This is a genomic window from Xanthomonas sp. (assembly GCF_017163755.1).
In the GTDB taxonomy this organism is placed as follows: Bacteria; Pseudomonadota; Gammaproteobacteria; order Xanthomonadales; family Xanthomonadaceae; genus Xanthomonas_A.
This window is the reverse complement of record NZ_JAFIWC010000002.1, coordinates 167,386-190,089: the sequence shown is the minus strand read 5'-3', so window position 1 is coordinate 190,089 and position 22,704 is coordinate 167,386. Positions and strand designations below refer to the sequence as shown.

The window sequence follows — 22,704 nt, the reverse complement described above, 5'->3', positions numbered from 1 at the left end:
GGCGCCGCGCGACGTGATGCGACGGATGCGGCGACGTCGTTGCCGCTACGGGCCGGTGCGTCTGGTAGACATCTTGTCGGGCACCTGCCGGCGCAGCCCCCCACGGCGCTGGCGCGTTCGCGCGATACCGAAGGTTGACGATGGCCGCGGCCCGTGCGGCCAAGACGTCCGCCACGCATGCCTTCATGCCGCATTGCCTCGCTTCGTGCTATCCAGAAGCCCGCTCGCAGCAGGCCGACCGGGTGTCCGGCCATGCACCGGCAGCGCATCTGGCTGCCCGACCCGCCGCGCCTTGCCCCGCCTGGGAATGCATCGCCAGCCGCCGCGGCGCGGCTCCTCCGCCGTCTCGGTGAGCGAGCGAGAGCGAGCGAGAGCCGGCGGCACTGACATCCCCGCAGCGCCTACCCACAATCCGCGCGCCGCTCCCGCTGCGCCACTTTCGTGGCCGGCACGGGGCGGTTCGGCGGTAGCCGGGGGAGAGAGCACGTAGGGGAGCGTGGCGCCAGTGGCGTCGCGAACTACGTGATCCCCAGGCGCCGCATCGGTGCTGAATTGGGGAAATACATGGAACCGTATAACGAGCGCGCGGGCGTTGCCCGCGGCGTTGTCGAGGGTGCGCGTGCGCCGCGCTGGCTGCGTCTGCTGACGATCCTGCTGGGTCTGACCGGCGTGCCCGGCTGGGCGCTGGCGGCCGACCTGCAGATGACCGACCTGTCCGATACCGGCTACGACCCGACGCCGGCCGGCGGCGACGTGGTCTACAACGTCACCGTCGAGAACGGTGCGGCCGACACGGTCACCAACGCGGTCGCGATCTTCGACCTGCCCAACGGCGCCATCGCCGCCGCCCCGCTGCCCGCCGGCTGCGCCGCCGACAGCGGCGTGTCGACGCGGCTGGTGTGCAACATCGGCACCCTGGTCGGTACCTTCTCCTCCAACGGCGCGCCGGTGTCGCTGGCGCTGCGCGTGCGCACCACCGGCGTGGCGCCGGGCACCTTCAGCCTGGTCGGCGCGATCGGCTTCGCCGACGCGGTGCCGGCCGCCACCACCCCGATCGCCAGCCTCAGCAGCAACGATCCGTTCTTCGGCGCCGACACCAACACCGCCAACAACCGCCGCACCGAGGACACCACCCTGGTCGCCGCGGGCGACCTGAGCCTGGAGAAGACCGCCACCCCCAACCCGGTGGTCGGCGGTTCGGAAGTCACCTACACCCTCACCGTGCGCAACGCCGGCCCCAGCGCGTCGGCCAACTTCAACGTGGTCGACAGCCTGCCGGCCGCGGTCACCCTGGTGCCGGGCAGCTTCGCCGGCAGCGGCTGGACCCTCAACAGCGGCACGATGACCGCCACCCACGCCGGTTCGCTGGCGGTGGGCGCCAGCGCCACGTTCAGCTTCCGCGCCAAGGTCAACGCCGGCAGCGGCAACCTGGTCAACAGCGCCGTGGTCAACGCCGGCCCCAGCCCGGACCCGAACCCGGGCGACAACAGCGCCAGCGTCACCACCGCCGTGTCCGCCGGTGCCGACCTGACCATCAGCAAGTCCGCCACGCCGGCGCCGGCGGTGTCCGGCCAGCCGGTCACCTTCAACCTGCAGATCCGCAACGAAGGCCCCAGCGCCGCGGTCAACCCGCGCTTCACCGACGCGCTGCCGACCGGCTTCGTGATCACCGGCGGCACCGCCCCGGCCGGCTGGACCTGCAGCAACAGCGGCGGCGACACCAGCCGCACCTGTTCGCTCGCCGGCAGCCTGGCCAACGGCGCCACCGCCGACTTCACCATCGTGGCGACGGTGCCGGCCAGCGGCACCAACAGCAGCGGTAGCGTCACCAACAGCGCCACCGTCAGCGCCGACACGCCCGATCCGAACGGCCCGACGCTGGGCACCGACAACAACACCGGCAGCGTCACCTTCAGCGTGCTCGCCGACGGCGCCGACCTGTCGATGGCCAAGACCAAGGCCCCGGCCCTGGTGGCGGTGTGGAGCGGCGTCGGCAGCGATGCCGACAGCCGCATGACCAGCCGCATGCAGGTGGCCAACCTGGGCCCGCGTCCGGCCACCGGCCAGGTGCAGGCGGTCGACGTGCTGGCGCAGGGCGAGGAACTGCTGGCCAGCGACGGCAGCGTCGCCGTGCCCGGCGTCGGCTTCGCCGCCGGCAACTGGACCTGCGTGGTGAACGCGGCCTACGCGCCGGGCGGCAACCAGACGGTGACCTGCGACCTGAACGCCGGGTCGCTGCCGCTGGCGGTGAACGCCAATGCGCCGATCCTGCAGCTGCTGACCCGCGCGCGCGCGGCCGGCAACCTGCAGAACCAGGCCTGCACCGGCGGCTCCGGCGGCAGCCTGGAACCGCTCACCGGCAACGGCGTGGACCGCGACCCGGTCACCAGCAACGACTGCTCCGGCGCCGGCACCCGCACCACCGACGAGCGCGTGGACCTGTCGATCAGCAAGCGCACCAACGGCGTCGGCGATGCCGACAACGTGCTCGCCGCCAACGAGAACACCCTCACCTACACGCTGGGCGTCAGCAACAGCGGCCCCGACGGCACCGCCGGCGTGGTCGTCAACGACACCATCCCCGGCTTCGTCGCCGGCCGCACCACCATCAGCGTGGCCGCGCCGGCCGGCTGGAGCTGCCCGGTCAACGGCGCCTCGGTGGTCTGCAACTCCGGCGCCACCGTGCTGGCCAGCGGCGGCAGCGCCAGCATCGTCATCACCGTGACCCGCGCGCTGTTCGACAGCGTCGGCCAGGGCAGCACCACCTGCGGCGGCAGCACCGTCAGCGGCGCGTTCTGCAACACCGCCGGCGTCGGCATCGACGCCGCGGTCGCCGGCTCGGTCGGCGAGATCGACGGCAGCAACAACCAGGCCTCGGACTGGGTGCGGATCGAGCGCGTGGCCAACGTGCGCACCACCGCCAAGAACATCACCTCCGGCACGCCCGGCCGCGCCGGCGTCAACACCACCTACGTGATGTCCTACCTCAACGACGGCCCGTCGACGGTGCCGGGCGTGGTGTTCCGCGACGTGTTCACCCTGCCCGCCAACGACGCCGGCTTCGTGCTGGTCTCGGCGCAGCGCACCGGCGGCGGCACCGCCACCTGTACCGCCACTGCCGGCGCCGGGGTCACCGCCACCGCCACCGCCGGCGGCACGTCCTACGCCAACACCAGCGGCAGCCCCGCCACGGTGACGGTGCAGTGCGCGCGCCTGACGATGAACAACCAGCAGACCGAAAGCCTGACCGTGGTGATCCGTCCGAACGTGGACGCCGGCAACACCGCCCGCCAGTTCGACAACCTGGCCGACTTCTTCCTCGACCTGGACGGCGACGGCGACGCGGACGCGGTGCGCGGCACCGACGCCAACGGCAGCTTCGACTTCAACACCGTGGAAACCGCCGCCGACGACCAGCGCAGCGCCTCGCTGCCGTTCGAGAGCGGCTCGGTGGAACTGATCACCAACAAGGTCGATACCGGCTTCACCGGCGGCGTGGATCCGCTCGGCTACGACGCGACGAATCCGACCGCCAACCTGATCACCTACCGCGTCACCGTGCGCAACAGCGGCCCGTCGGTGGCCACCGACGTGCGCATCGTCGACACGCTGACCCCGCTGCCCGGGCGCACGCTGACCTTCATCGGCGCCTCGGCTACGCCGACCGGCAGCTACGACTTGGCGGCCTGCGCCATCACCGGCGGCAGCAATCCCACCGTGGGCGCGGCGCTGCAGCTGAACTGCCCGATGCCCGGCGTGGGCTTCGGCGGCGGCAACGTCAGCGGCGTGGTCGCCGCCGGCCAGACCAGCACCCTGTACCTGCGCTACCGCTACGACACCGCGCCCGGCGCTTCCGGCGACACCGTGGCCAACATCGCCGTGGCCAGCTCGGCCGAAGCGGACACCAACACCGCCAACAACAGCGCCAGCCAGGAAACCACCATCCGCGCCTCCGCCGACATGGGCGTGAGCAAGCACGTGATCGCGCAGGCCCCGGCCGCCGATCCGGACGTGGCGCTGCCTGCCGACATCGGCAGCGTCGGCCTGCGCCAGCCGTTCTTCTACGTGATCGACGCGATCAACAACGGCCCCGGCGCCAGCCTGTCGCGCGATCGCGGCGGCAGCAGCCCGCTCAACGGCACCGGTACCGTGGTCGGCGACGTGCTGCCGGCCGGGCTGGTGGTCGTCGGCGCCATCACCTGGCAGAAGGTCGGCGACGTGCCGCCCGGCGGCGGCGGCGAAGTGCCCAACGGCACCGGCAGCTGCAGCGCCAACGGCAGCAACGTCACCTGCGCCCTGGGCGACGTGACCGTCGGCGGCCGCGTGCGCATCGTGATCCCGGCGCGCTGGGACACCTATCCGGGCGCCGCCGCGGTCAACAACACCGCCACCGTGTCCACCGAGCAGATCGACCGCGTGCCCAGCAACAACACCTCCACCGTGCCGCTGCTGGTCACCCGCGCGTCGCTGGCCGGCACCGTGTTCGAGGACCGCGACCGCAGCGCCGGCAACGGCGGCGTGCGCCAGGGCGGCGAGCCCGCGCTGGCCGGGGTCACCGTGACCCTCAGCGGCACCGATGCCTACGGCAATGCGGTCAGCGCCACCACGGTCACCGATGCGAATGGCCAGTACCGCTTCGAGAACCTGCCCGCCGCCGGCGCCGCCGGCTACACGCTGACCCAGACCCAGCCCAACGGCTACGCCAACGGACCGGTCGCACCGCCCACCGGCGGCGCCGATGCGCCCTCGCTCGGCGGCACCTACGCGATCGGCACGCCGAACTCCAGCTACACCGCGATCCCGGTCGGCGCCAACGACCAGGGCCTGCGCTACGACTTCCCGGAAGTGCGCCAGCCCAGCCTGTCCGGCTACGTCTACGTGGACCTGGACTTCAACAACCAGCGCAGCGCCGGCACCGACCCGGCGATCGTCGGCGCCAGCATCGAACTGCTCGACGCGCTGACCGGCGCGGTGCTCGCCACCACCGTCACCGATGGCAACGGCCAGTACCGCTTCGAACAGCTCGACCCGACCGTGCTGTACACGCTGCGCGAAGTGCTGCCCAGCGGCGCCTACAGCAACCGTCCCACCGCGGTGAACCCGGGCCTGATCGGCGGCGCCGCGTGCGCGCCCGGCAACTGCGTGGCCGGCACCGGCGTGACCGCGCCGGGCGGCGCCGATGCCGCCAGCACCGACCGCATCTCGCGCATCGACCTGGGCGCGGGCCAGGACGGCACCGTGTTCAACTTCGGCGAGAACCCGAGCGGCAGCTCGATCAGCGGCCGCGTGTGGCTGGACCGCGACAACGACGGCACCATCGACAGCAGCGAGACCGGCCTGGGCGGCGTCACCGTCGTGCTCACCGGCACCGACCAGAACGGGGCGGCGGTGAACCTCACCACCACCACCGCGGCCGACGGCCAGTACGCCTTCACCGGGCTGCTGCCGGGCAACTACACCGTCACCGAGCCGACCCAGCCGGCCGACACGCTCAACGGCCTGACCGTGCCGGGCGACCGTGGCGGCACCGCCACGCCGCCGACCACCACGCCGTCGGCGATCAGCACCATCGCGCTGGGCGCCAACCAGCAGGCCGTCGGCTACGACTTCGGCGAGATCCCCGCCGCGTCGATCGCCGGCCGCGTGTACTACGACAACAACGACAACGGCGTGATCGACAGCGACGAGACCGGCATCGCCGGCGTGCCGATGCAGCTCACCGGCACCGACGACCTCGGCCGCCCGGTCAGCGTCAACATCGTCACCGAGGCCGACGGCCGCTACCGCTTCCCCGAACTGCGCCCGGGCACCTACACCGTGACCGAGCCGCAGCAGCCGGCCGACACCACCAACGGCATCACCACCGCCGGCACCGTCGACGGCGTCAGCCGCGGCACCGCCACCGCGCGCACCACCGTGCCTTCGGCGATCGCCACGATCGTGCTGGCCGACGGCGCGCAGTCGATCGACAACAACTTCGGCGAGATCGCCGACACCCCGGACCTGGTGGTCAGCAAGGTCGCCGAGCCGACCCGCTTCACCGTCAACAACGGCGCGCGCTACACCATCAGCGTGCGCAACATCGGCCCGCGCCCGACCACCGGCGCCTACCAGGTCGAAGACCGCCTGCCGCCGGGCGTGACCCTGGCCGCGACCCCGACCGGCACCGGCTGGACCTGCACCGGCGCGGCCGGCGCGGACCGCTTCAGCTGCAGCAGCAGCCAGGTGCTGGCCTCCGGCGCCACCGCGTCCGAGCGCATCGTCGCCCAGGTCGCGGTCGCCGCGGCCGCCGCCACCGGCGCGCCGATCAACAACGCGGTGCTGGTGGAAGGCGGCGGCGAAGACGCCGCGCACCGGCCGAGCCCGGCCGAGCGCGGCGCGTTCGAGGGCGACGTCGGCCAGCTGCCGGTCTGCGACCCGGCCATCACCCAGAACGCGTGCCGCCTGCCGAGCCAGGTGCAGTTGGCCGCGTCGGTGTCCGGTACGGTGTGGTTCGACGTCGGCAACGACGACACCCTGCTCGACGGCGGCGATCGCCGCCTGCAGAACTGGATCGTCGAACTGGTCGATCCGACCAGCGGCCAGGTGGTCAAGACCACGCTCAGCGCCGCCGACGGCAGCTACCGCTTCGGCGACGTGATTCCCGGGCAGAAGTGGCACATCCGCTTCCGCGACCCCAGCTCCGGGGTGATCTGGGCGTTCCCGGTCAGCGGCGAGACCGCCTCCGGCGCCGCCGCCCCGTGCGCGGCCGATACCGCCATCAGCAACGGCAGCGCCAGCTCGTGCCGGGTCAGCGACGGCGGCATCAGCCAGCTGGAAGTGGTGCTGAAGGCCGGCGAGAACCTGCCGCAGCAGAGCCTGCCGGTGGATCCGTCGGGCGTGGTCTACGACGCGGTCACCCGCGACCCGGTGCCCGGTGCGATCGTCACCCTGGCCCCGGTCGGCGTCTGCGCCGGCTACGACCCGGCCACCAGCCTGCTCAACACCGCGGCCGGCGGCTACCGCATCGAAGGCAACGCGGTGTCGATGACCGTCGGCAGCGACGGCTACTACCAGTTCCTGTTCGGCCCGGCCGCGCCGGCGCGCTGCGAGTTCGAGCTGACGGTGACCCCGCCGGGCGGCTACGTGTTCGTCTCCACGCTGATCCCGGCCGAAGGCAGCTCGCTGTCGCCGCCCGGTGCGGTGGGCAGCAACTACCAGGTGCAGCCCAACGCGCTGGCGCCGACCGGCCCGGTCGGCACCGCCACCCAGTACTACCTGCGGCTGTTCGCCGGTTCGGCCACCGCCGGCATCGTGCACAACCACATCCCGCTGGACACCGCGGTGGCCACCGGGCTGGCGATCAGCAAGACCGGCGACCGCCAGACCGCCGAGATCGGCGACACGGTGATGTACACCCTGACCGTGCGCCAGACCGCGGGCAACGCGCTGGCGTCGGTGGACATCGTCGACCGCCTGCCGCGCGGCTTCACCTACATCGCCGGCACCGCGCGCGCCAACGGCCGCGCCGTGGCCGAGCCCGCCGGCGCGCCGGGTCCGCAGCTGGGCTTTGCGGTCGGCCCGATCCAGGTCGGCGCGCAGATCGTGCTCACCTACCGGGTGCGGGTCGGCGTCGGCAGCCAGCAGGGCGACGGCATCAACCGCGCGCAGGCGTTCGGCTGCTCCATCGCCGGCGGCTGCGTCGACCCGGTCAGCCTGCAGCCGCGCGGCGGCGCGCTGCCGTCGAACCAGGCGCAGTACCGCGTGCGCGTCACCGGTGGCGTGTTCACCGAGGAAGGCTGCGTGCTCGGCAAGGTGTTCGTGGACTGCAACGTCAACCACGTGCAGGACCCGGAAGAGATCGGCATCCCCGGCGTGCGCATGTACTTCGAGGACGGCACCTGGATGATCAGCGACTCCGAAGGCAAGTACAGCTACTGCGGCCTGCCGCCGCAGAGCCACACGCTGAAGGTCGATGCGTCCACGCTGCCGGTCGGCTCGCGCCTGACCACCAGCAGCAACCGCAACCTCGGCGACGCCGACAGCCTGTTCATCGACCTCAAGAACGGCGAGCTGCACCGCGCCGACTTCGTCGAGGGCAGCTGCTCCAACCCGGTGCTGGAACAGGTCAAGGCACGGCGGACCCAGGGCGAGGTGCGCGCGCCGGAAACCGAACCCGGCCACGCCCCGCTGCGCTTCGAAAGCAAGCCGCTGCGCGCGCCGCAGCAGGCCACCGACTCGGCCAAGCAGAGACCCATCGTGGATCCCAGACCGACAACGCCTGCCGCGCCGGCCGCGGAGGTGCAGCCATGAGCCGCAACCCGCAGCTGCGCCGCGCGCCGCGCTTGAGCGTCCTCGCCTGTGCGCTGGCGGCCCTGCCGGCGCTGGCCCAGGACGTGAGCGGCAGCAGCCGCTTCACCCCGGTGCTCGGCGACGCCAGCGTGCTGTACCCGCAGGCGCCCAACACCACCGCCGCACCGCCGCAGGCCGTGCCGACCCGCGCCGGCGAGCTCGACTACGCGGCCAACGGCGAGCTGGGCAAGATCGTGGTCGAACTGGACCGCGACGGCGTGCCGGCCGATGGTCAGAGCGCGGTGCGCGTACAGGTGCGCCTGCTCGGCGAGAACGGCCAGCCGATGCCGGGCGAACGCTTCGCCACCATCGAGTACAGCGGCGGGCGCGTGCGCCTGCCCGGCTCGCGCACCGACGAGTTCGGTCCGGGCGCGCTGGACGCCGACAAGCTGGTGCCGGGCATCCAGCTGCCGGTGCACGACGGCGTGGCCGAGTTCGAACTGCTGGCGCCGTACGAGCCGCAGGACGTGCTGTTGCGCGTCACCGCCGGCAGCCAGACCGCCGAGGGCGTGGTCGGCTTCGTGCCGGAAATGCGCGAGCTGCTGGCCACCGGCCTGATCGAAGGCGTCATCAACTTCCGCCGCCGCGACAACAGCAGCGCGATCGCGCCGGTGCAGCACGACGACGCCTTCGAGCGCGACATCCGCCGCTGGGAGAAGCAGTTCAACAACGGCAAGGCCAGCGCCACCGCGCGCACCGCGTTCTTCGTCAAGGGCCGGATCAAGGGCGAGTACCTGCTCACCGCCGCCTACGACTCGGACAAGGACGTGCGCGGCCGCCTGCTGCGCGACATCCAGCCGGAGGAGTTCTACCCGGTGTACGGCGACTCGTCGCTGCGCGGCTTCGACGCGCGCTCGGCCGAGCGCCTGTACGTGCGCATCGACAACCGCCGCAGCTACCTGCTGTACGGCGACTTCCAGACCGGCGACGGCCTGGCCTCGCGCACCGGCGTCGGCAGCACCGACGCGATCCCGCTGCGCAGCCTGGGCACCTACAACCGCACCGCCACCGGCCTGGGCTGGCACTACGAAACCCCGCGCGTGCGCAGCAACGTGTTCGCGATCCAGGATTCGCTGCGCCAGGTGATCGAGGAGTTCGCCAGCCAGGGCAGCGGCCCGTACGCGCTGCGCAACAACGCGGTGCTGGAAGGCAGCGAACGCGTGGAAGTGGTGGTGCGCGACCGCAACCAGCCCTCGCGCATCGTCTCGGTGAGCTCGCTGGCGCGGCTGGTGGACTACAGCTTCGAGCCGTTCTCCGGGCGCATCCTGCTCAACCAGTTCCTGCCCGCGTTCGACAGCGACCTCAACCCGGTGTCGCTGCGCATCACCTACGAACTGGACCAGGGCACCGAGAAGTTCTGGGTGGTCGGCGCCGACGGCCAGTTCAAGGTCACCGAGCGCCTGGAAGTGGGCGCCTCGGTGGTCGACGACCGCAACCCGTTCGCCGAATTCCGCATGGGCAGCGCCAACGCCGGCTACCGCTTCGGCGAGCGCACCTTCCTGGCCGCCGAATTCGCCCGCACCCGCAGCGAACTGAACACCAACAGCATCAACCAGGTCGCCACGCCGGGCCTGCAGGACCTCAGCGGCGAAGTGGAAGGCGACGCCTGGCGGGTGGAGTTCGGCCACGACGGCGACAAGCTCGACGCGCGCCTGTTCGCCGCGCGCACCGACCCGGCGTTCAACAACGCCGCCTCGCCGCTGTACGGCGGACGCGGCGAGTACAACGCCAAGCTGGACTACCACGTCGGCCCGCGCCTGGACCTGTACGTGGAAGCGCTGCGCAGCGAGGACCGCAATCCCGACGGCGGCGAGCGCGAGGCCGGCGGCGCCGGCGTGCGCATCGGCGCCACCTCGCGGCTGACCGTGGACTTCGGCGTGCGCAGCATCCGCGAGACGGTGGGCGCGTACTCGCCGTGGTCCTCGGCGACCCCGTTCGGCAACAGCGGCGGGCTCACTGGCGGCTTCGCCAGCGGCGCCGGCGGCGGCGCACTCGGCTACGGCCAGCAGCCGCTGGATCCGCTGACCGGCCTGCCGGTGATTGGCAGCAGCAATGGCGGCACCGGCGTGGCCAGCGACCTGCCGATCGGCACCCGCCTGTCCTCCGACAGCGTGCGCCTGGGCCTGGGCTACCGGTTCAACGACCGCTTCTCGGCCGGCGGCGAAATCGAACAGGGCGTGGAAGGCGAGGACCGCCACCGCGTCGCCGCCGGGCTGGACTACAAGGTGTTCGAACGCAGCCGCGTGTACGGCCGCTACGAACGCCAGACCGGCCTGACCAGCGCCTACGGCATCACCACCACCGACCGCGAGACCGATGCGCTGGTGTTCGGCGTGGACAGCAGCTACGTGCGCGACACCCAGGCGTTCTCCGAGTACCGGCTGCGCGATGCGATCAGCGGCCGCGACGTGCAGGCCGCCTCGGGCATCCGCAACAACTGGGACATCCGCCAGGGCCTGCGCCTGAGCAGCTCGGCCGAGCACGTCAAGGTCTACGACGGCAACACCGGCGACGCCACCGGCCTGGCGCTGGCGCTGGACTACAGCGGCAACCCGCTGTGGCGCGGCGCGGTACGGGTGGAGCACCGCATCTCCGGCGACGTGGTCGACACCGCCGCCGACGAGGCGTTCGACACCACCCTGCTGCAGTTCATGGTGGCGCGCAAGCTCAGCCGCGACTGGACCCTGCTCGGGCGCAACTACCTGCTCAGCACCGACTACGCCGCGCGCGGCGACGTGCTGCAGGACCGCTTCCAGCTCGGCGTGGCCTACCGCGACACCGACCGCAACCGGATCAACGCGCTGGCCCGCTACGAGTACAAGCTCGAGCGCGACGAGAGCGGCCTGACCCTGCTCGACGGGCAGGCGGTGGACGGCACCAGCCAGGACGTGCGCACCCGCGCGCACATCGTCTCCACCCATGCCGACTGGCATCCGTCGCGGCCGTGGTGGCTGACCGGGCGCGTGGCCGGCAAGTGGCAGCAGGACCGTTTCGCCTACGCCGACGGCGGCCGCGTCGACAGCCGCTTCCATGCGCTGCTGCTGTCCGGTCGGGTGGTCTACGACATCACCGAGCACTGGGACATCGGCGTGCTCGGCGCGACCTTCCGCGGCCAGTCCGGCGGCAACCAGTACGCCTACGGCCTGGAAGTGGGGCGGCTGCTGCGGCAGAACCTGTGGCTGTCGGCCGGCTACAACTGGAGCGGGTTCGCCGGCGACCGCGACCTGAGCGGCTACGAGTACACGCAGCAGGGCGCGTTCCTGCGCCTGCGTTTCAAATTCGACGAAGACCTGTTCCGTCGCGACGACGTCCGTTACCGCGATCCGGCGCGCTGAGGAAACTGCCATGACCTACCCGAACCGCATCCGCACCCTTCGCCAGCGTGTCCTGGTCGCCGCGCTGATCGCCGCGGCCAGCGCCAGCGCCGGCGCGCAGCAGACCCAGCTGCAACCGGCGCCGCAACGCATCAGCGACGAGGCGATCCACGCCGACCTGGAGGCCTACGAGGCCACCCAGGGCCGCATCCAGGCGCTCAACGACGGTGGCCGCCCGATCCGCGACTACCACCTGTCCAAGGCGCAGTGCTGGCTGGACGTGTCGTTCCACGAGTACACCCGCAACGACCGCAGCGATTTCCCGCAGGCCGCGCTGAGCGAATCGGAGAAGCTGATCGTCGGCATGGAGCAGGGCGCCTCGCCGCTGCCGACCGACACGCCGCTGGTCAACGGCGCCAAGTACCTGCGCGACGACCTGTGGAAGCGCCTGCGCGTGCTGCACGGCACCCCGGGCTTCGCCTGCGCGCAGCAGGCGGTCGCCTGCGGCGAGGTCGAGCTGGTGCATGCCGGCAACGAGTTCAACCAGCAGCAGTGGCGCCATTCCAAGCCGTACATCCAGATCGCCGAGGACCTGGTCAACGACGCCGAGGCGCTGGCCCGCCAGTGCGGCGTGGCCGAAGGCACGCCGGCGGCACCGGCCGCGGCGCTGCCGCTGATCGCCAACGTGCTGTTCGAGTTCGATCGCGACCGCCGCGCCGACATCCGCAGCCACTCGCTGGAGAGCCTGGACCGCGCGCTGGCGCGCATCGCCGAGGAAAAGCTCACGCTGCGCGAAGTGGAGCTGGTCGGCCACGCCGACCGCATGCAGGGGCGCGGCCACGACTACAACCAGGGCCTGTCGCAGCGCCGCGCGCAGACCGTGCGCGAGCTGCTGATCGCCCGCGGCGTGGAACCGGCCAAGATCCGCTACAGCTACCGCGGCGATACGCAGCAGGTGCAGCAGTGCGACGGCGTCACGCCGCGCGCGGCGCTGCTGGAATGCCTGCTGCCCAACCGCCGGGTGGAAGTGCGCTTCGAGCTGGGCGACTAGCGCATTCGACCGCCGGCGTCGCAGCCGGCAAGCGTGTTGTAGGAGCGGCTTCAGCCGCGACAGGCTCTATCGGTACCGCCTGTCGCGGCTGAAGCCGCTCCTACAGGGTGCGGTCGCCTGTGCATGGTGGAAAAGAAGCGCTGGCACCGCTCGCCGTGGCGACCCGCCCTGGAACGTCCCCTGCGCCTCGCGGCGCCTCAGTACTCCGGCGCCGCGTCCGGCGGCGGCGATGCGCCGGCCGGCGCGGCGGACGCGCGCATCCAGATCGCCGGATGGCTGCCGTCGAGCACGATCCATTGCCGCTCGCGTGCGCGCAGCAGGTCGGGCAGCACCTGTTGCGCGGTGGCCTCGGCGCCCGGCACGGCCCACAGCCCGGCCCAGCCGTTGCCGCCGGCGCGGCCGGCCGCATGCACCGCGCGTTCGGCCAGGGCGATCGCGTCCTGCACGCGCGCCTCGGGCTGGCGGAACAGCGGGAACGGCGCGACCCCGACCGACACCGTCAGCGGCAGCATCTCGCCCTGGCCGGCGTCCACGCGCAGGCGCTCGATCCTGCCGCGCAGGTGCCCGGCCAGCGCGAACGCCGCCTCCGGGGAGGTGTTGGTGCGCACCACCAGGAACTCCTCGCCGCTCCAGCGCGCGAGCATGTCGTCCGGTTCGCAGGCCTCGCGCAGGCACGCGGCCAATGCGGTCAGCGCGCGGTCGCCGGCGGCGTGGCCGTAGCGCTCGTTCAACGCCTTGAAGTCGTCCACGTCGATCAGCACGATCGCGCAGCGGGTCTGCGCATCGCAGTCCTCGTCCGCCGGCGTGTCGAACATCGCGTGCATGCGGCGCTCGGCGGCCGGACGGTTCAGCAGCCCGGTCAGCGGATCGAGGTGGCCCAGTTCCGCCTCGCGGCGCGCGCGGCGGCGATGCAGGATCACCAGCGTGGCGCCGAGCAGCAGCACCAGCGCCAGGCCGATGGCGACATGGGCGGCGCTGTCGGCGCGTTCGGTGCTCGCGGCGGCGATCGGCTGCAGCTTGCGCGCCGCGTTGGCCTGCAGCGTCGCCAGCGTGCCCAGGGTTTCGGCGCGGGCCTTGTCGCGATCCATCGCGCGCGCCTGCTGCGCATAGCGTGCCGCGGCCTCGGCGTTGCCCAGCGCGGCGTGGATCTCGCTGATCAGGTCCAGCCCGGTGCGGATCTCGAGGGTGAAATTGCCACGCTCGGACAGCGTCTGCGCCTGCTCGGCGTAGGCCAGCGCGTCCTTCGTCCGGCCCTGGTCCAGGCGCAGCCGGGCCAGGCGTTGCAGCGTCACCACCGCCCCTTGCGGGTCGCCGTTCGCCTGCCACTGCAGGGTCTTCTGCAGGATCTGCTCGGCGCGTTCGTAGTGGCCGCCGGCGCGCTGGATCTCGCCGCGATGGCCATCGATGCGGTGCAGCAACATGTCCTGGTTGCCGAACCTGGCCGCAATCGCCGAGGCCTGGCTGAAGGCGCGGTCGGCCTCGTCGTAGCGCTGGAGCACCAGCAGCGCGTAACCGTAGTTGTAGTACAGCCCTATGTCGCCCGGCGCCGGCGGCCGCTGCAGCCGTTCGGACAGGGCGATGGCCTGGCGGAAGTAGCCCAGCGCGCCCTCCGGATCGTCCAGTTCGCCACGGATCAGGGCGATGCCGATCAGTGCAGAGAGCTGCGCGCCGGTGTCTCCCTTGGACACCGCCTCGTCCTGGGCCTGCTCGAGCAGCTTCAGCGCGCGCGGCGACTGTCCCTGCTGACGCAGCAGATTGGCCGCCTGCAGCCGTTCGACGGCGCGGATCGGCGGGGGGATCCCGGGGGACTGCAGCAGCGCCAGCACGCGTTCGACGGTTGCCGCCGCGCGCGTCGCGTCGCCCAGAATCTGCTGCGCGGTCGCCAGGCAACCGGTCGCCTGCACCTGCACCGACACCGGCAGGTCCGGCTTGGACAGCAGGTCGTTGGCGATCGCCAGCGACGTCTGCGGCTGTTGCGTCAGGCCCGTGCGGCAGCGTTGCAGCAAGGCCTCGTTCGGATCGGCGCCGGGAATGGTCTGCGCCAGCGCCGGGCCGGCCAGCAGGCCCGCGACCACGAACAGGATCCGGCCCCGGCCGGTGAGGAAGTCAGGCGTCATCGATTTGTAATCCAAGCGCGTCTAGCGGCGGAATCGGCCCGCGCAGGCATGCGCGGCACATGCGGATCCAGCGCCGCGTCGCATCCAGCGGGAAGACGGAGGTGGCTAATATAGCCGCAGTCCGCGTCCTGCCTGTCTATGGCGCTTCCTCCCCAGGTCTTGCGCATGCCGAACCCGTCCGCCCCGCAACGTTCCACCGACCTGCGCAGCGCCGGGCCGCTGGCGCGCGCGCTGCGTTGGTGGCGCGACATCCCGCTCGCCGACCGGGGCGATCGGCGCAACGCGGCGATGTTGCAGTTGGTGCTGGTATTCGTGGGCCTGTACCAGTTGACGACCATGCTGGTGGCCTGGTCGCGGATCGGCACGGCCATCGATCCGGTCGCGCTGTGGCTGGCGGGACTCAACGCGCTGGCGATGTGGGCCTGCTTCGTGTTGCTGCGGCGCGGCGCTTTCCTGTGGGCGGCGCGGCTGTTCGTCGTGGTCAGCCTGGCGCTGCTGACCCTGGGCTATGCGCGCTGGGGCCTGGAGGCGCAGCTGCGCGGCCAGCTGAGCCAGCTGCTGCCGGTGCTGATCGGCGGGCTGCTGCTGAGCCGGCGGGCGTTGTGGGGAACGGTGGCCTGGATGGCGCTGGTGGTGGCGCTGGGTGCGTGGCGCGACGCGGCGCGGGTGTTCTTCCTGCCGGGGCTGTGGCCGCGGATATCGGAGAGCGCGGCGATGGGCATCGTCGGCTTCGTGATCGCCGCGATCGTGCTCGACCAGTCGGTGGCGGCGCTGCGCGACAGCCTGGCGCTGGCGCGCCAGCGCGGCAACGAACTGGCCCGTTCGCGCGACCGCCTGCAGCTGGAAATGCAGGAGAAGGAACGCTCGCAAGCGTTGCTGGTGCACGCGCAGAAGATGGAGGCCGTCGGCCGCCTGGCCGGCGGCGTGGCGCACGACTTCAACCACCTGCTGGGGCTGATCCTGGGCTATGCCGCGCGCGGCCGGCGCAGCGACGATCCGGAACAGCTCAAGGCCGCGCTGCAGGGCGCCGAGGCGGCGGCGCGGCGCGCGGCGGCGGTGACCCGCAAGCTGCTCGATTTCAGCCGCCTGGAGGATACCCGGCTGGAGGTGTTCGAGCCGGCCGAGGTGGTCGCCGGCATGCGGCCGATGCTCGACCAGCTGTTCGGCCCGCAGGTGCAGGTGCGCCTGCAACTGCACGAGGCGCCGTGCCCGGTGCGCTTCGATCGCGCGCAGCTGGAGCTGATCGTGCTCAACCTGGCCGCCAACGCGCACCAGGCGATGCCCGAGGGCGGGCAGTTCGAGCTGGCGCTGGCGCCGCAGCCCGACGCGATGCTGGAGATCGTCGCCCGCGACAACGGCCATGGCATGAGCGAGGACGTGCGGGCGCGCTGCCTGGAGCCGTTCTTCACCACCAAGCCCAGCGGCCAGGGCACCGGCCTGGGGCTGGCGGTCAGCGCCAACCTGATCGCCGCCGCCGGCGGCGCGCTGCTGGTGGAGAGCGCGCCCGGGCGCGGCAGCGTGTTCCGCCTGCGGCTGCCGCTGCACGCCGGCGCCGCGGCGGCCTCGTGAGCGGCGCGGCCTGTGCCAATGGCGTTGGCAGGCCCTAGACTGCGGCGATCGCGCACGGGACATCGCCTTGGTTTCTAGCTGGATCCTGCTGCTGGTGTCGGTCGGCTACGCCGCGCTGCTGTTCGCGGTGGCGTGGTGGGGCGACCGGCGCCCGCTGTACCCGGAGCGGCCATGGCTGCGCCCGGCGGTGTACAGCCTGGCGCTGGCGGTGTACTGCTCGTCGTGGACCTTCTACGGCGCGGTCGGCAGCGCGGTGCGCAACGGCGCCGGCTACCTGCCGATCTACCTGGGGCCGCTGCTGCTGCTGCTGTTCGGCTGGCGCATCATCGAGCGCCTGGCGCTGATCGCGCGCAGCGAGAACACGGTGTCCATCGCCGACTTCATCTCCTCGCGCTACGGCCGCTCGCGGCGGCTGGCGGCGCTGGTGGCGATGATCGCGCTGATCGGCGTGGTGCCGTACCTGGCGCTGCAATACAAGGCGGTGGCGATGAGCCTGCAGGTGCTCAGCGGCCAGCCCAGCGCCGGCGCGCCGTTCTACGCCGACCCGGCGCTGTACGTGGCGCTGCTGATGGCCTTGTTCGCCACCTTGTTCGGCACCCGCCAGGTGGACGCCACCGAGCACCACCACGGCATGATGCTGGCGATCGCGCTGGAATCGGTGGTCAAGCTGCTGGCGATGGTGGCGGTGGGCGTGTTCGCCTACGTCTGGCTCAGCGGCCGCGACGGCCACGTGCTGCAGTCGGCGCGCACCCTGTTCCAGAACACCCCGCCGGTCGGCTTCATCTCGCAGACCCTGCTCAGCTTCCTGGCCATCGTCTGCCTGCCGCGGCAGTTCCACGTGGCGGTGGTCGAATGCAGCGACGTCGGCGACATCCGCAAGGCGCGCTGGCTGTTCGGGCTGTACCTGGTGGTGATCTCGGCGATGGTGGTGCCGATCGCCTCGGCCGGCATCGCGATGTTCGGCCAGGGCGGGGAGGTCGCGCACGACAGCATCGTGCTGGCGCTGCCGCTGGCCGAGGGCCGCACCGCACTGGCGCTGGTGGCCTACGTCGGCGGCTTCTCCGCGGCCACCGGCATGGTCATCGTCTCCAGCATCGCGCTGGCGACGATGATCAGCAACGACCTGGTGATGCCGGTGCTGTTGCGCCGCCGCGGCAACCGGGCCGCCAGCGCCGACGTGGCCTCGCGGGTGCTGTGGATCCGCCGCCTGGCGATCCTGCTGCTGGCGCTGATCGCCTACGGCTACTACCGCAGCAGCAGCAACGACAGCACGCTGGCCTCCTACGGGCTGATGGCCTTCGCCGCGGTGGCGCAGTTCGCGCCGGGGGTGATCGGCGGGCTGTACTGGCGCGGGGCCAGCCGCAAGGGCGTGGAGGCCGGCATGGTGCTGGGCTTCGGCACCTGGATCTACACGCTGCTGCTGCCGGCGCTGACCCAGGCCGGCTGGCTGGCGCCGCAGTGGCTGCAGCAGGGGCCGTTCGGCATCTCTTGGCTGCGCCCGCAACAGCTGTTCGGCATGAGCGGCTGGGACCCGCTGGCGCACGGCACGTTCTGGTCGCTGCTGGTCAACGTCGGCACGATGATGCTGGTGTCGGCGCGCTGGCGCCCGGGCCTGGACGAGCGGCTGCGCGCGGCGCCGTTCCTGGAGCCGTATTCGCAGCGGCCGGCGGTGGCCGGCGACTGGCTCGGGCACGTGCACGTGGTCGACCTGCAGGCGCTGGCCGAGCGCATGGTCGGCGAGCGCCACGCGCGGCGCGCCTTCGCCGAGCAGGCGCAGCTGCTCGACCGCGAGCCGCAGCCCAACGCGGTGGCCGACCGCGCCTGGGTGCAGTTCACCGAACGCCTGCTGGCCGCCTCGATCGGCGCCGCGTCGGCGCGGCTGGTACTGACCAGCCTGCTGCGCGGCTCGGGCATGGACCTGGGCGAAGTGGTGGCGGTGCTCGACGAGGCCGGGCAGGAGCTGCGCTTCAACCGCGAGATCCTGTCCACCACGCTGGAGAACATCAGCGCCGGGGTCAGCGTGGTCGACCCGGCGATGCGCCTGACCGCATGGAACCGCCGCTACCAGCAGATGTTCGGCTACCCCGACGGCATGCTCTACGTCGGCCGCCCGGTCGCCGACCTGATCCGCTACAACGCCGAGCGCGGCGAACTGGGCGAAGGCAACATCGAGGAGCAGATCGGCCGCCGCATCGGCCACATGCGCGCCGGCACCCCGCACGTATTCGAGCGCACCCGCAGCGACGGCAAGGTGATCGAGATGCGCGGCCAGCCGCTGCCCGGCGGCGGCTACGTCACCAGCTACAACGACATCACCGACTACAAGCGCGCCGAGCAGGCGCTGCTGGAGGCCAACGAGACCCTGGAGCAGCGCGTGGCCGAGCGCTCGCGCGAGGCCGAGCTGGCGCAGCAGTCCAAGACCCGGTTCCTGGCCGCGATCAGCCACGACGTGCTGCAGCCGCTCAACGCCGCGCGGCTGTTCGCCTCGGCGCTGCGCGACGCGCACCAGAACGAGGAACAGCGGCACCTGGCCGAGCGCGTGGACGCCTCGCTGCGCGCGGCCGAGGAACTGCTCGACGGGCTGCTCGACGTCTCGCGGCTGGACGCCGGCGGCATGCGCCCGACGATCGAGGACTTCGACGCCAGCGTGCTGCTGCGCGAACTGGCCGCGCAATACACCCCGGTCGCGGCTGGACGCGGGCTGCGCATGCGCGTGTACGCGCGGCCGGCCTGGGTGCGCAGCGACCGCCGCCTGCTGCGCCGCGTGCTGCAGAACTTCCTCGCCAACGCACTGCGCTACACCCGCCAGGGGCGCATCGTGCTGGGCATGCGCCAGCGCGGCCAGGAACTGGAACTGCAGGTCTGGGATACCGGGCCGGGCATCCCCAAGCACCACATGCAGCAGATCTTCGACGAATTCCAGCGCTACCAGCAGCCGTTCGACTGGGGCGAGCAGGGCCTGGGCCTGGGCCTGTCGATCTGCCAGCGCATCTCGCGCCTGCTCGGCCACGACCTGGACGCGCGCAGCGCCGTCGGCCACGGCAGCATGTTCTCGATCACCCTGCCGCGGGTGGCGCCGGTGCCGCAGAAACAGCAGCGCCAGCAGCGCGCCGTGGCCAGCCACGATTCGCTGGCCGGGCTGCGCGTGCTGTGCGTGGACAACGACCAGGAAATCCTCGACGGCATGCGCGCGCTGCTCGGCCGCTGGGAGGTGGAGGTGATCTGCGCCAGCACCGTGGACGAGGCGCTGGCGCTGGCGCCGCGCGCGCCCAACGTGATGCTGGTCGACTACCACCTGCACGACCGCCTCGACGGTCTGGACACGCTCGACGCGCTGCGCGAGGCGATGGTCGGCCCGGTCGCCGGCGCCCTGCTCACCGCCGACGGCCGCGACGAACTGAAGCTGCAGGCGCGCGAGCGTGGCTACCGGGTGCTGACCAAGCCGGTCAAGCCGGCGTCGCTGCGCGCGTTCCTGACCGCGTACCACGATCCGATCAAGAGTGGCGAGTTGTGATTGGGGAGTGTGGTAATTCGGAGTGGGAATCGCAGGAGCAAGGGTTCGGCATCCGACGCTGTCGGCGAGCGGACGCCCGTGGTCGCCGCCACTGCAGGCAACGCCGGCGTGCCGCGAACCGGATCATCGATACGTCAACAGCGAAGCAGGGAAGCAAGCAGCGGCTCTTGCCGATCCACTCCGACCCCGAGCGCGCAGCGGCAGCGCTCGCCTTGTAGGAGGGCTTCAGCCCCGACGCTCTACCGTAGAGCGTGGGACTGAAGCCCGCCTGCGAACGGACAGGCGCCGCGGCAGTGGTTCGCCGCCGCGGACGCCGGAACCGGCCACCGCGCTCTTGCCAATCCCCACTCCGAATCCCCCATCCCGGCCTCATGCACCGAGATGCTCGTACAGGATCGTGCTGCCGATCGCGATCAGCAGCAGGCCGCCGACGATCTCGGCGCGCTTGCCGGCAAGCGCGCCGAGCACGCGGCCGAGCATGATGCCGGCGGTCACCATGGTCAGGGTGCACAGGCCGATCACCGCCGCCACCTTGACGATGTTTACGTCGAGGAACGCCAGGCCTACGCCGACCGCCATCGCGTCGATGCTGGTGGCCACGCCGGTGGCGGCCAGCGACCAGAAGCCGTGGCGCCGGCCGTGCTGCGCGTCCGCATCGTCCGGGTCCTGGCGCAGCCCGGCCACGATCATGTGCATGCCCAGCGCGCCGAGCAGGCCGAAGGCGATCCAGTGGTCGAACGCCATCACGTAGCGGGCGGCGGCGCGGCCGAGCAGCCAGCCGAGCGCCGGGGTCAGCGCCTCGATTGTGCCGAAGATCAGGCCGGCGCGCAGCGCATCGCGCCAGCGCGGCCTGCGCATCGCCGCGCCCTTGCCGACCGCGGCGGCGAAGGCATCGGTGGACATCGCGATGCCGAGCAGAAGAATCGAAAGTGGGGACATGGATCGGTACGCGCCGGGGCGGGGGACGACGACGAGCGCACACGCCCGGCGGTCGCCACGCACGCTCGCCGCTGGTCTCGCCAACCGGAACTGGTTGCCCGCACCACGGCGCATCGGCCGAGCATGTTGACGCGGGCACTTTCCGAAGACCGGAAAGCAGGCTACTCCCCAAGGGGACGCGCAGTCTAACAGCGGCAAACGCCGCCGAATACGCCACGAACGCACGCGAACCTGCGGCTTTTCTTGATAGTCGCGGCTATACCGCGCGGCGCGGCGCGGCCGCGCGCGGCAGCCGCCAGTGCACCCGCCAGGCGCCGTCGTCCGGATCCTGGCGCCGCTCGCCGGCGACGAAGCCCAGGCCCTGCGCCAGCCGCGCCGACGCCAGGTTGCGTTCGTCGATGCAGGCCAGGACCCGCTGGACCTGCGCGCTGGCGAAGGCGATGACGATCAGCTGCCGCGCGGCGGCACTGGCCACGCCGCGCCGCCGATGCGCGGCTGCGACCGCATAGCCGATCTCCACTTCGCCGTGCCGCGGCGGGCCCTTGAAGCCGCAGCCGCCGAGCACGCGCGCGTCGGCGTCGCGGATGTAGTAGGTGGCCGCCCATGGCGGCGCCACGCCGTCGGCCAGCCACTGCAGCGCGCGCCGGGCGACGAAGGCCGGCGGCAGCGCGTCGCGGCTGGCCAGGCCGTGCAGCCGCGGCGGCATGCGGCCGCTGGCGAGCAGGGCCAGTTCGTCGGCCGCGATCGGTTCGAGCAGGTAGTCGGACATGGCAGGCTCCCAGGCGACTGCACGATAGCGGACCGATGGCGGCGGACGCCATGTCGCGCGGTATCGCCGGTGCGATGCGCGAGCCGAGGGCGCCGTCCGCGGTCGCCCTCGCGCGCGATCGCTGCGGCGGATACCCGAATCGCACCGGTGATCAGCGCCTTGCCCGGCCAGGTGGCCGCGGAGCTCACGTAGCCGGTCCGCCGCTTCGCTGGTCGCGACTGGAGCCGCTCCTGCAGGTGCTGGCGGCAACGGACTGGGAGCGCTGCGGGACCGGGGCGGCAACGCCGAGCCCGGGCCGCCGCGACCGGCAGGAATAGCACCGAATCGCTGCTCAAACCTCACGCCGCGCGTGGCGCCGGCGTTGGATGCGGTTGGCGAGGCATGGCGCGCCGGGCACGCCGTCGCGCGCTCAATCCTCTTCCGGCGGCAGCACGATGCCGTCGCTGTCGATCGCCAGCTTGCCGGACATCAGCACCGCCTGGGTGCGGTTGGTGACGCCGAGCTTGCGCAGGATCGCGGTGACGTGCGCCTTGATCGTGGCTTCGGACACGCCCAGGTCGTAGGCGATCTGCTTGTTGAGGCGGCCGGCGCCGAGCATCTGCAGCACGCGGAACTGCTGCGGGGTCAGCTCGCGCAGGCGCTGGCCGACCTCGCGTTCGGCGCGGTCGGTGGGCGGCACGTTGTGCGCTTCCGGCGGCGCCCAGCGTTCGCCGTCGAGCACGGTGCCCAGGGCGATGCCGATGGTGTCCGAGTCGGCCGACTTGGGGATGAAGCCGAACGCGCCGTGGTCGAGCGCGCGGCGCATCACCGTGGGTTCCTCGCGCGCCGACACCACCACCACCGGCAGCTGCGGATGCAGCGCGCGCATGTGCACCAGCGCGCTGAAGCCCTGCGCGCCAGGCATGTTGAGGTCCATCAGCAGCAGGTCGGCATCGGCGTGGTGGTCGGCCAGCGCGTACAGCGCCTCGACGCTGTCGGCCTCGTACAGCTGCACCCCCGGCATCACCCGCTGCACCGCCCCGCGCAGCGCCTCGCGGAACAGGGGATGGTCGTCGGCGATCAGCAGGGTGGTCATGGGGGCTGGGATTCGGGATTGGGGA

9 protein-coding genes are annotated in these 22,704 nt (G+C 72.1%); 5 read left to right on the top strand and 4 right to left on the bottom strand.

Annotated elements, in window-relative coordinates:
* The first annotated feature begins 564 nt into the window (after window positions 1-564).
* Genes JR065_RS21670 through JR065_RS02620 form a run of 3 tightly spaced genes read left to right on the top strand, consistent with a single transcriptional unit; the run spans window position 565 to window position 12,696 of the window.
* A complete protein-coding gene (locus tag JR065_RS21670) occupies window positions 565-8,292 on the top strand; it encodes an SdrD B-like domain-containing protein (protein WP_206231828.1) in 7,728 nt (2,575 codons plus the stop codon).
* The gene (locus JR065_RS02625) at window positions 8,289-11,666 is read left to right on the top strand and encodes a hypothetical protein (protein ID WP_206231826.1); all 3,378 of its coding nucleotides are present in this window, start codon (window positions 8,289-8,291) and stop codon (window positions 11,664-11,666) included. Before JR065_RS21670 ends, JR065_RS02625 begins: the two co-directional genes overlap by 4 nt.
* 10 nt (window positions 11,667-11,676) lie before the next feature.
* Complete coding sequence (locus JR065_RS02620) at window positions 11,677-12,696, top strand: OmpA family protein (protein ID WP_206231824.1); 1,020 nt, start codon at window positions 11,677-11,679, stop codon at window positions 12,694-12,696.
* Between the two features lie 197 nt (window positions 12,697-12,893).
* Here JR065_RS02620 and JR065_RS02615 read toward each other — a convergent pair whose 3' ends face one another.
* The gene (locus JR065_RS02615) at window positions 12,894-14,813 is read right to left on the bottom strand and encodes a GGDEF domain-containing protein (RefSeq protein WP_206231822.1); all 1,920 of its coding nucleotides are present in this window, start codon (window positions 14,811-14,813) and stop codon (window positions 12,894-12,896) included.
* A 165-nt stretch (window positions 14,814-14,978) separates the two neighbouring features.
* On the opposite strand from JR065_RS02615, the gene JR065_RS02610 reads away from it, so the two are divergent.
* Both JR065_RS02610 and JR065_RS02605 read left to right on the top strand, forming a co-directional pair.
* The gene (locus JR065_RS02610) at window positions 14,979-16,382 is read left to right on the top strand and encodes a sensor histidine kinase (protein ID WP_206231820.1); all 1,404 of its coding nucleotides are present in this window, start codon (window positions 14,979-14,981) and stop codon (window positions 16,380-16,382) included.
* A 67-nt stretch (window positions 16,383-16,449) separates the two neighbouring features.
* Window positions 16,450-19,896, top strand: a complete 3,447-nt coding sequence (locus JR065_RS02605; RefSeq protein ID WP_206231818.1) for a hybrid sensor histidine kinase/response regulator — start codon at window positions 16,450-16,452, stop codon at window positions 19,894-19,896.
* 369 nt (window positions 19,897-20,265) lie between these two features.
* Here the strand turns inward: JR065_RS02605 and JR065_RS02600 are convergent, their stop codons facing one another.
* The 3 genes from JR065_RS02600 to JR065_RS02590 all read right to left on the bottom strand — a co-directional run bounded on the left by JR065_RS02600 (window position 20,266) and on the right by JR065_RS02590 (window position 22,679).
* Entirely contained in the window at window positions 20,266-20,835 is a 570-nt protein-coding gene (locus JR065_RS02600; RefSeq protein WP_206231816.1) for a manganese efflux pump MntP family protein, read from the bottom strand.
* Between the two features lie 256 nt (window positions 20,836-21,091).
* Complete coding sequence (locus JR065_RS02595; protein WP_206231814.1) at window positions 21,092-21,604, bottom strand: GNAT family N-acetyltransferase; 513 nt, start codon at window positions 21,602-21,604, stop codon at window positions 21,092-21,094.
* A gap of 409 nt (window positions 21,605-22,013) precedes the next feature.
* A complete protein-coding gene (locus tag JR065_RS02590) occupies window positions 22,014-22,679 on the bottom strand; it encodes a response regulator transcription factor (protein ID WP_206231813.1) in 666 nt (221 codons plus the stop codon).
* Window positions 22,680-22,704 lie beyond the last annotated feature (25 nt).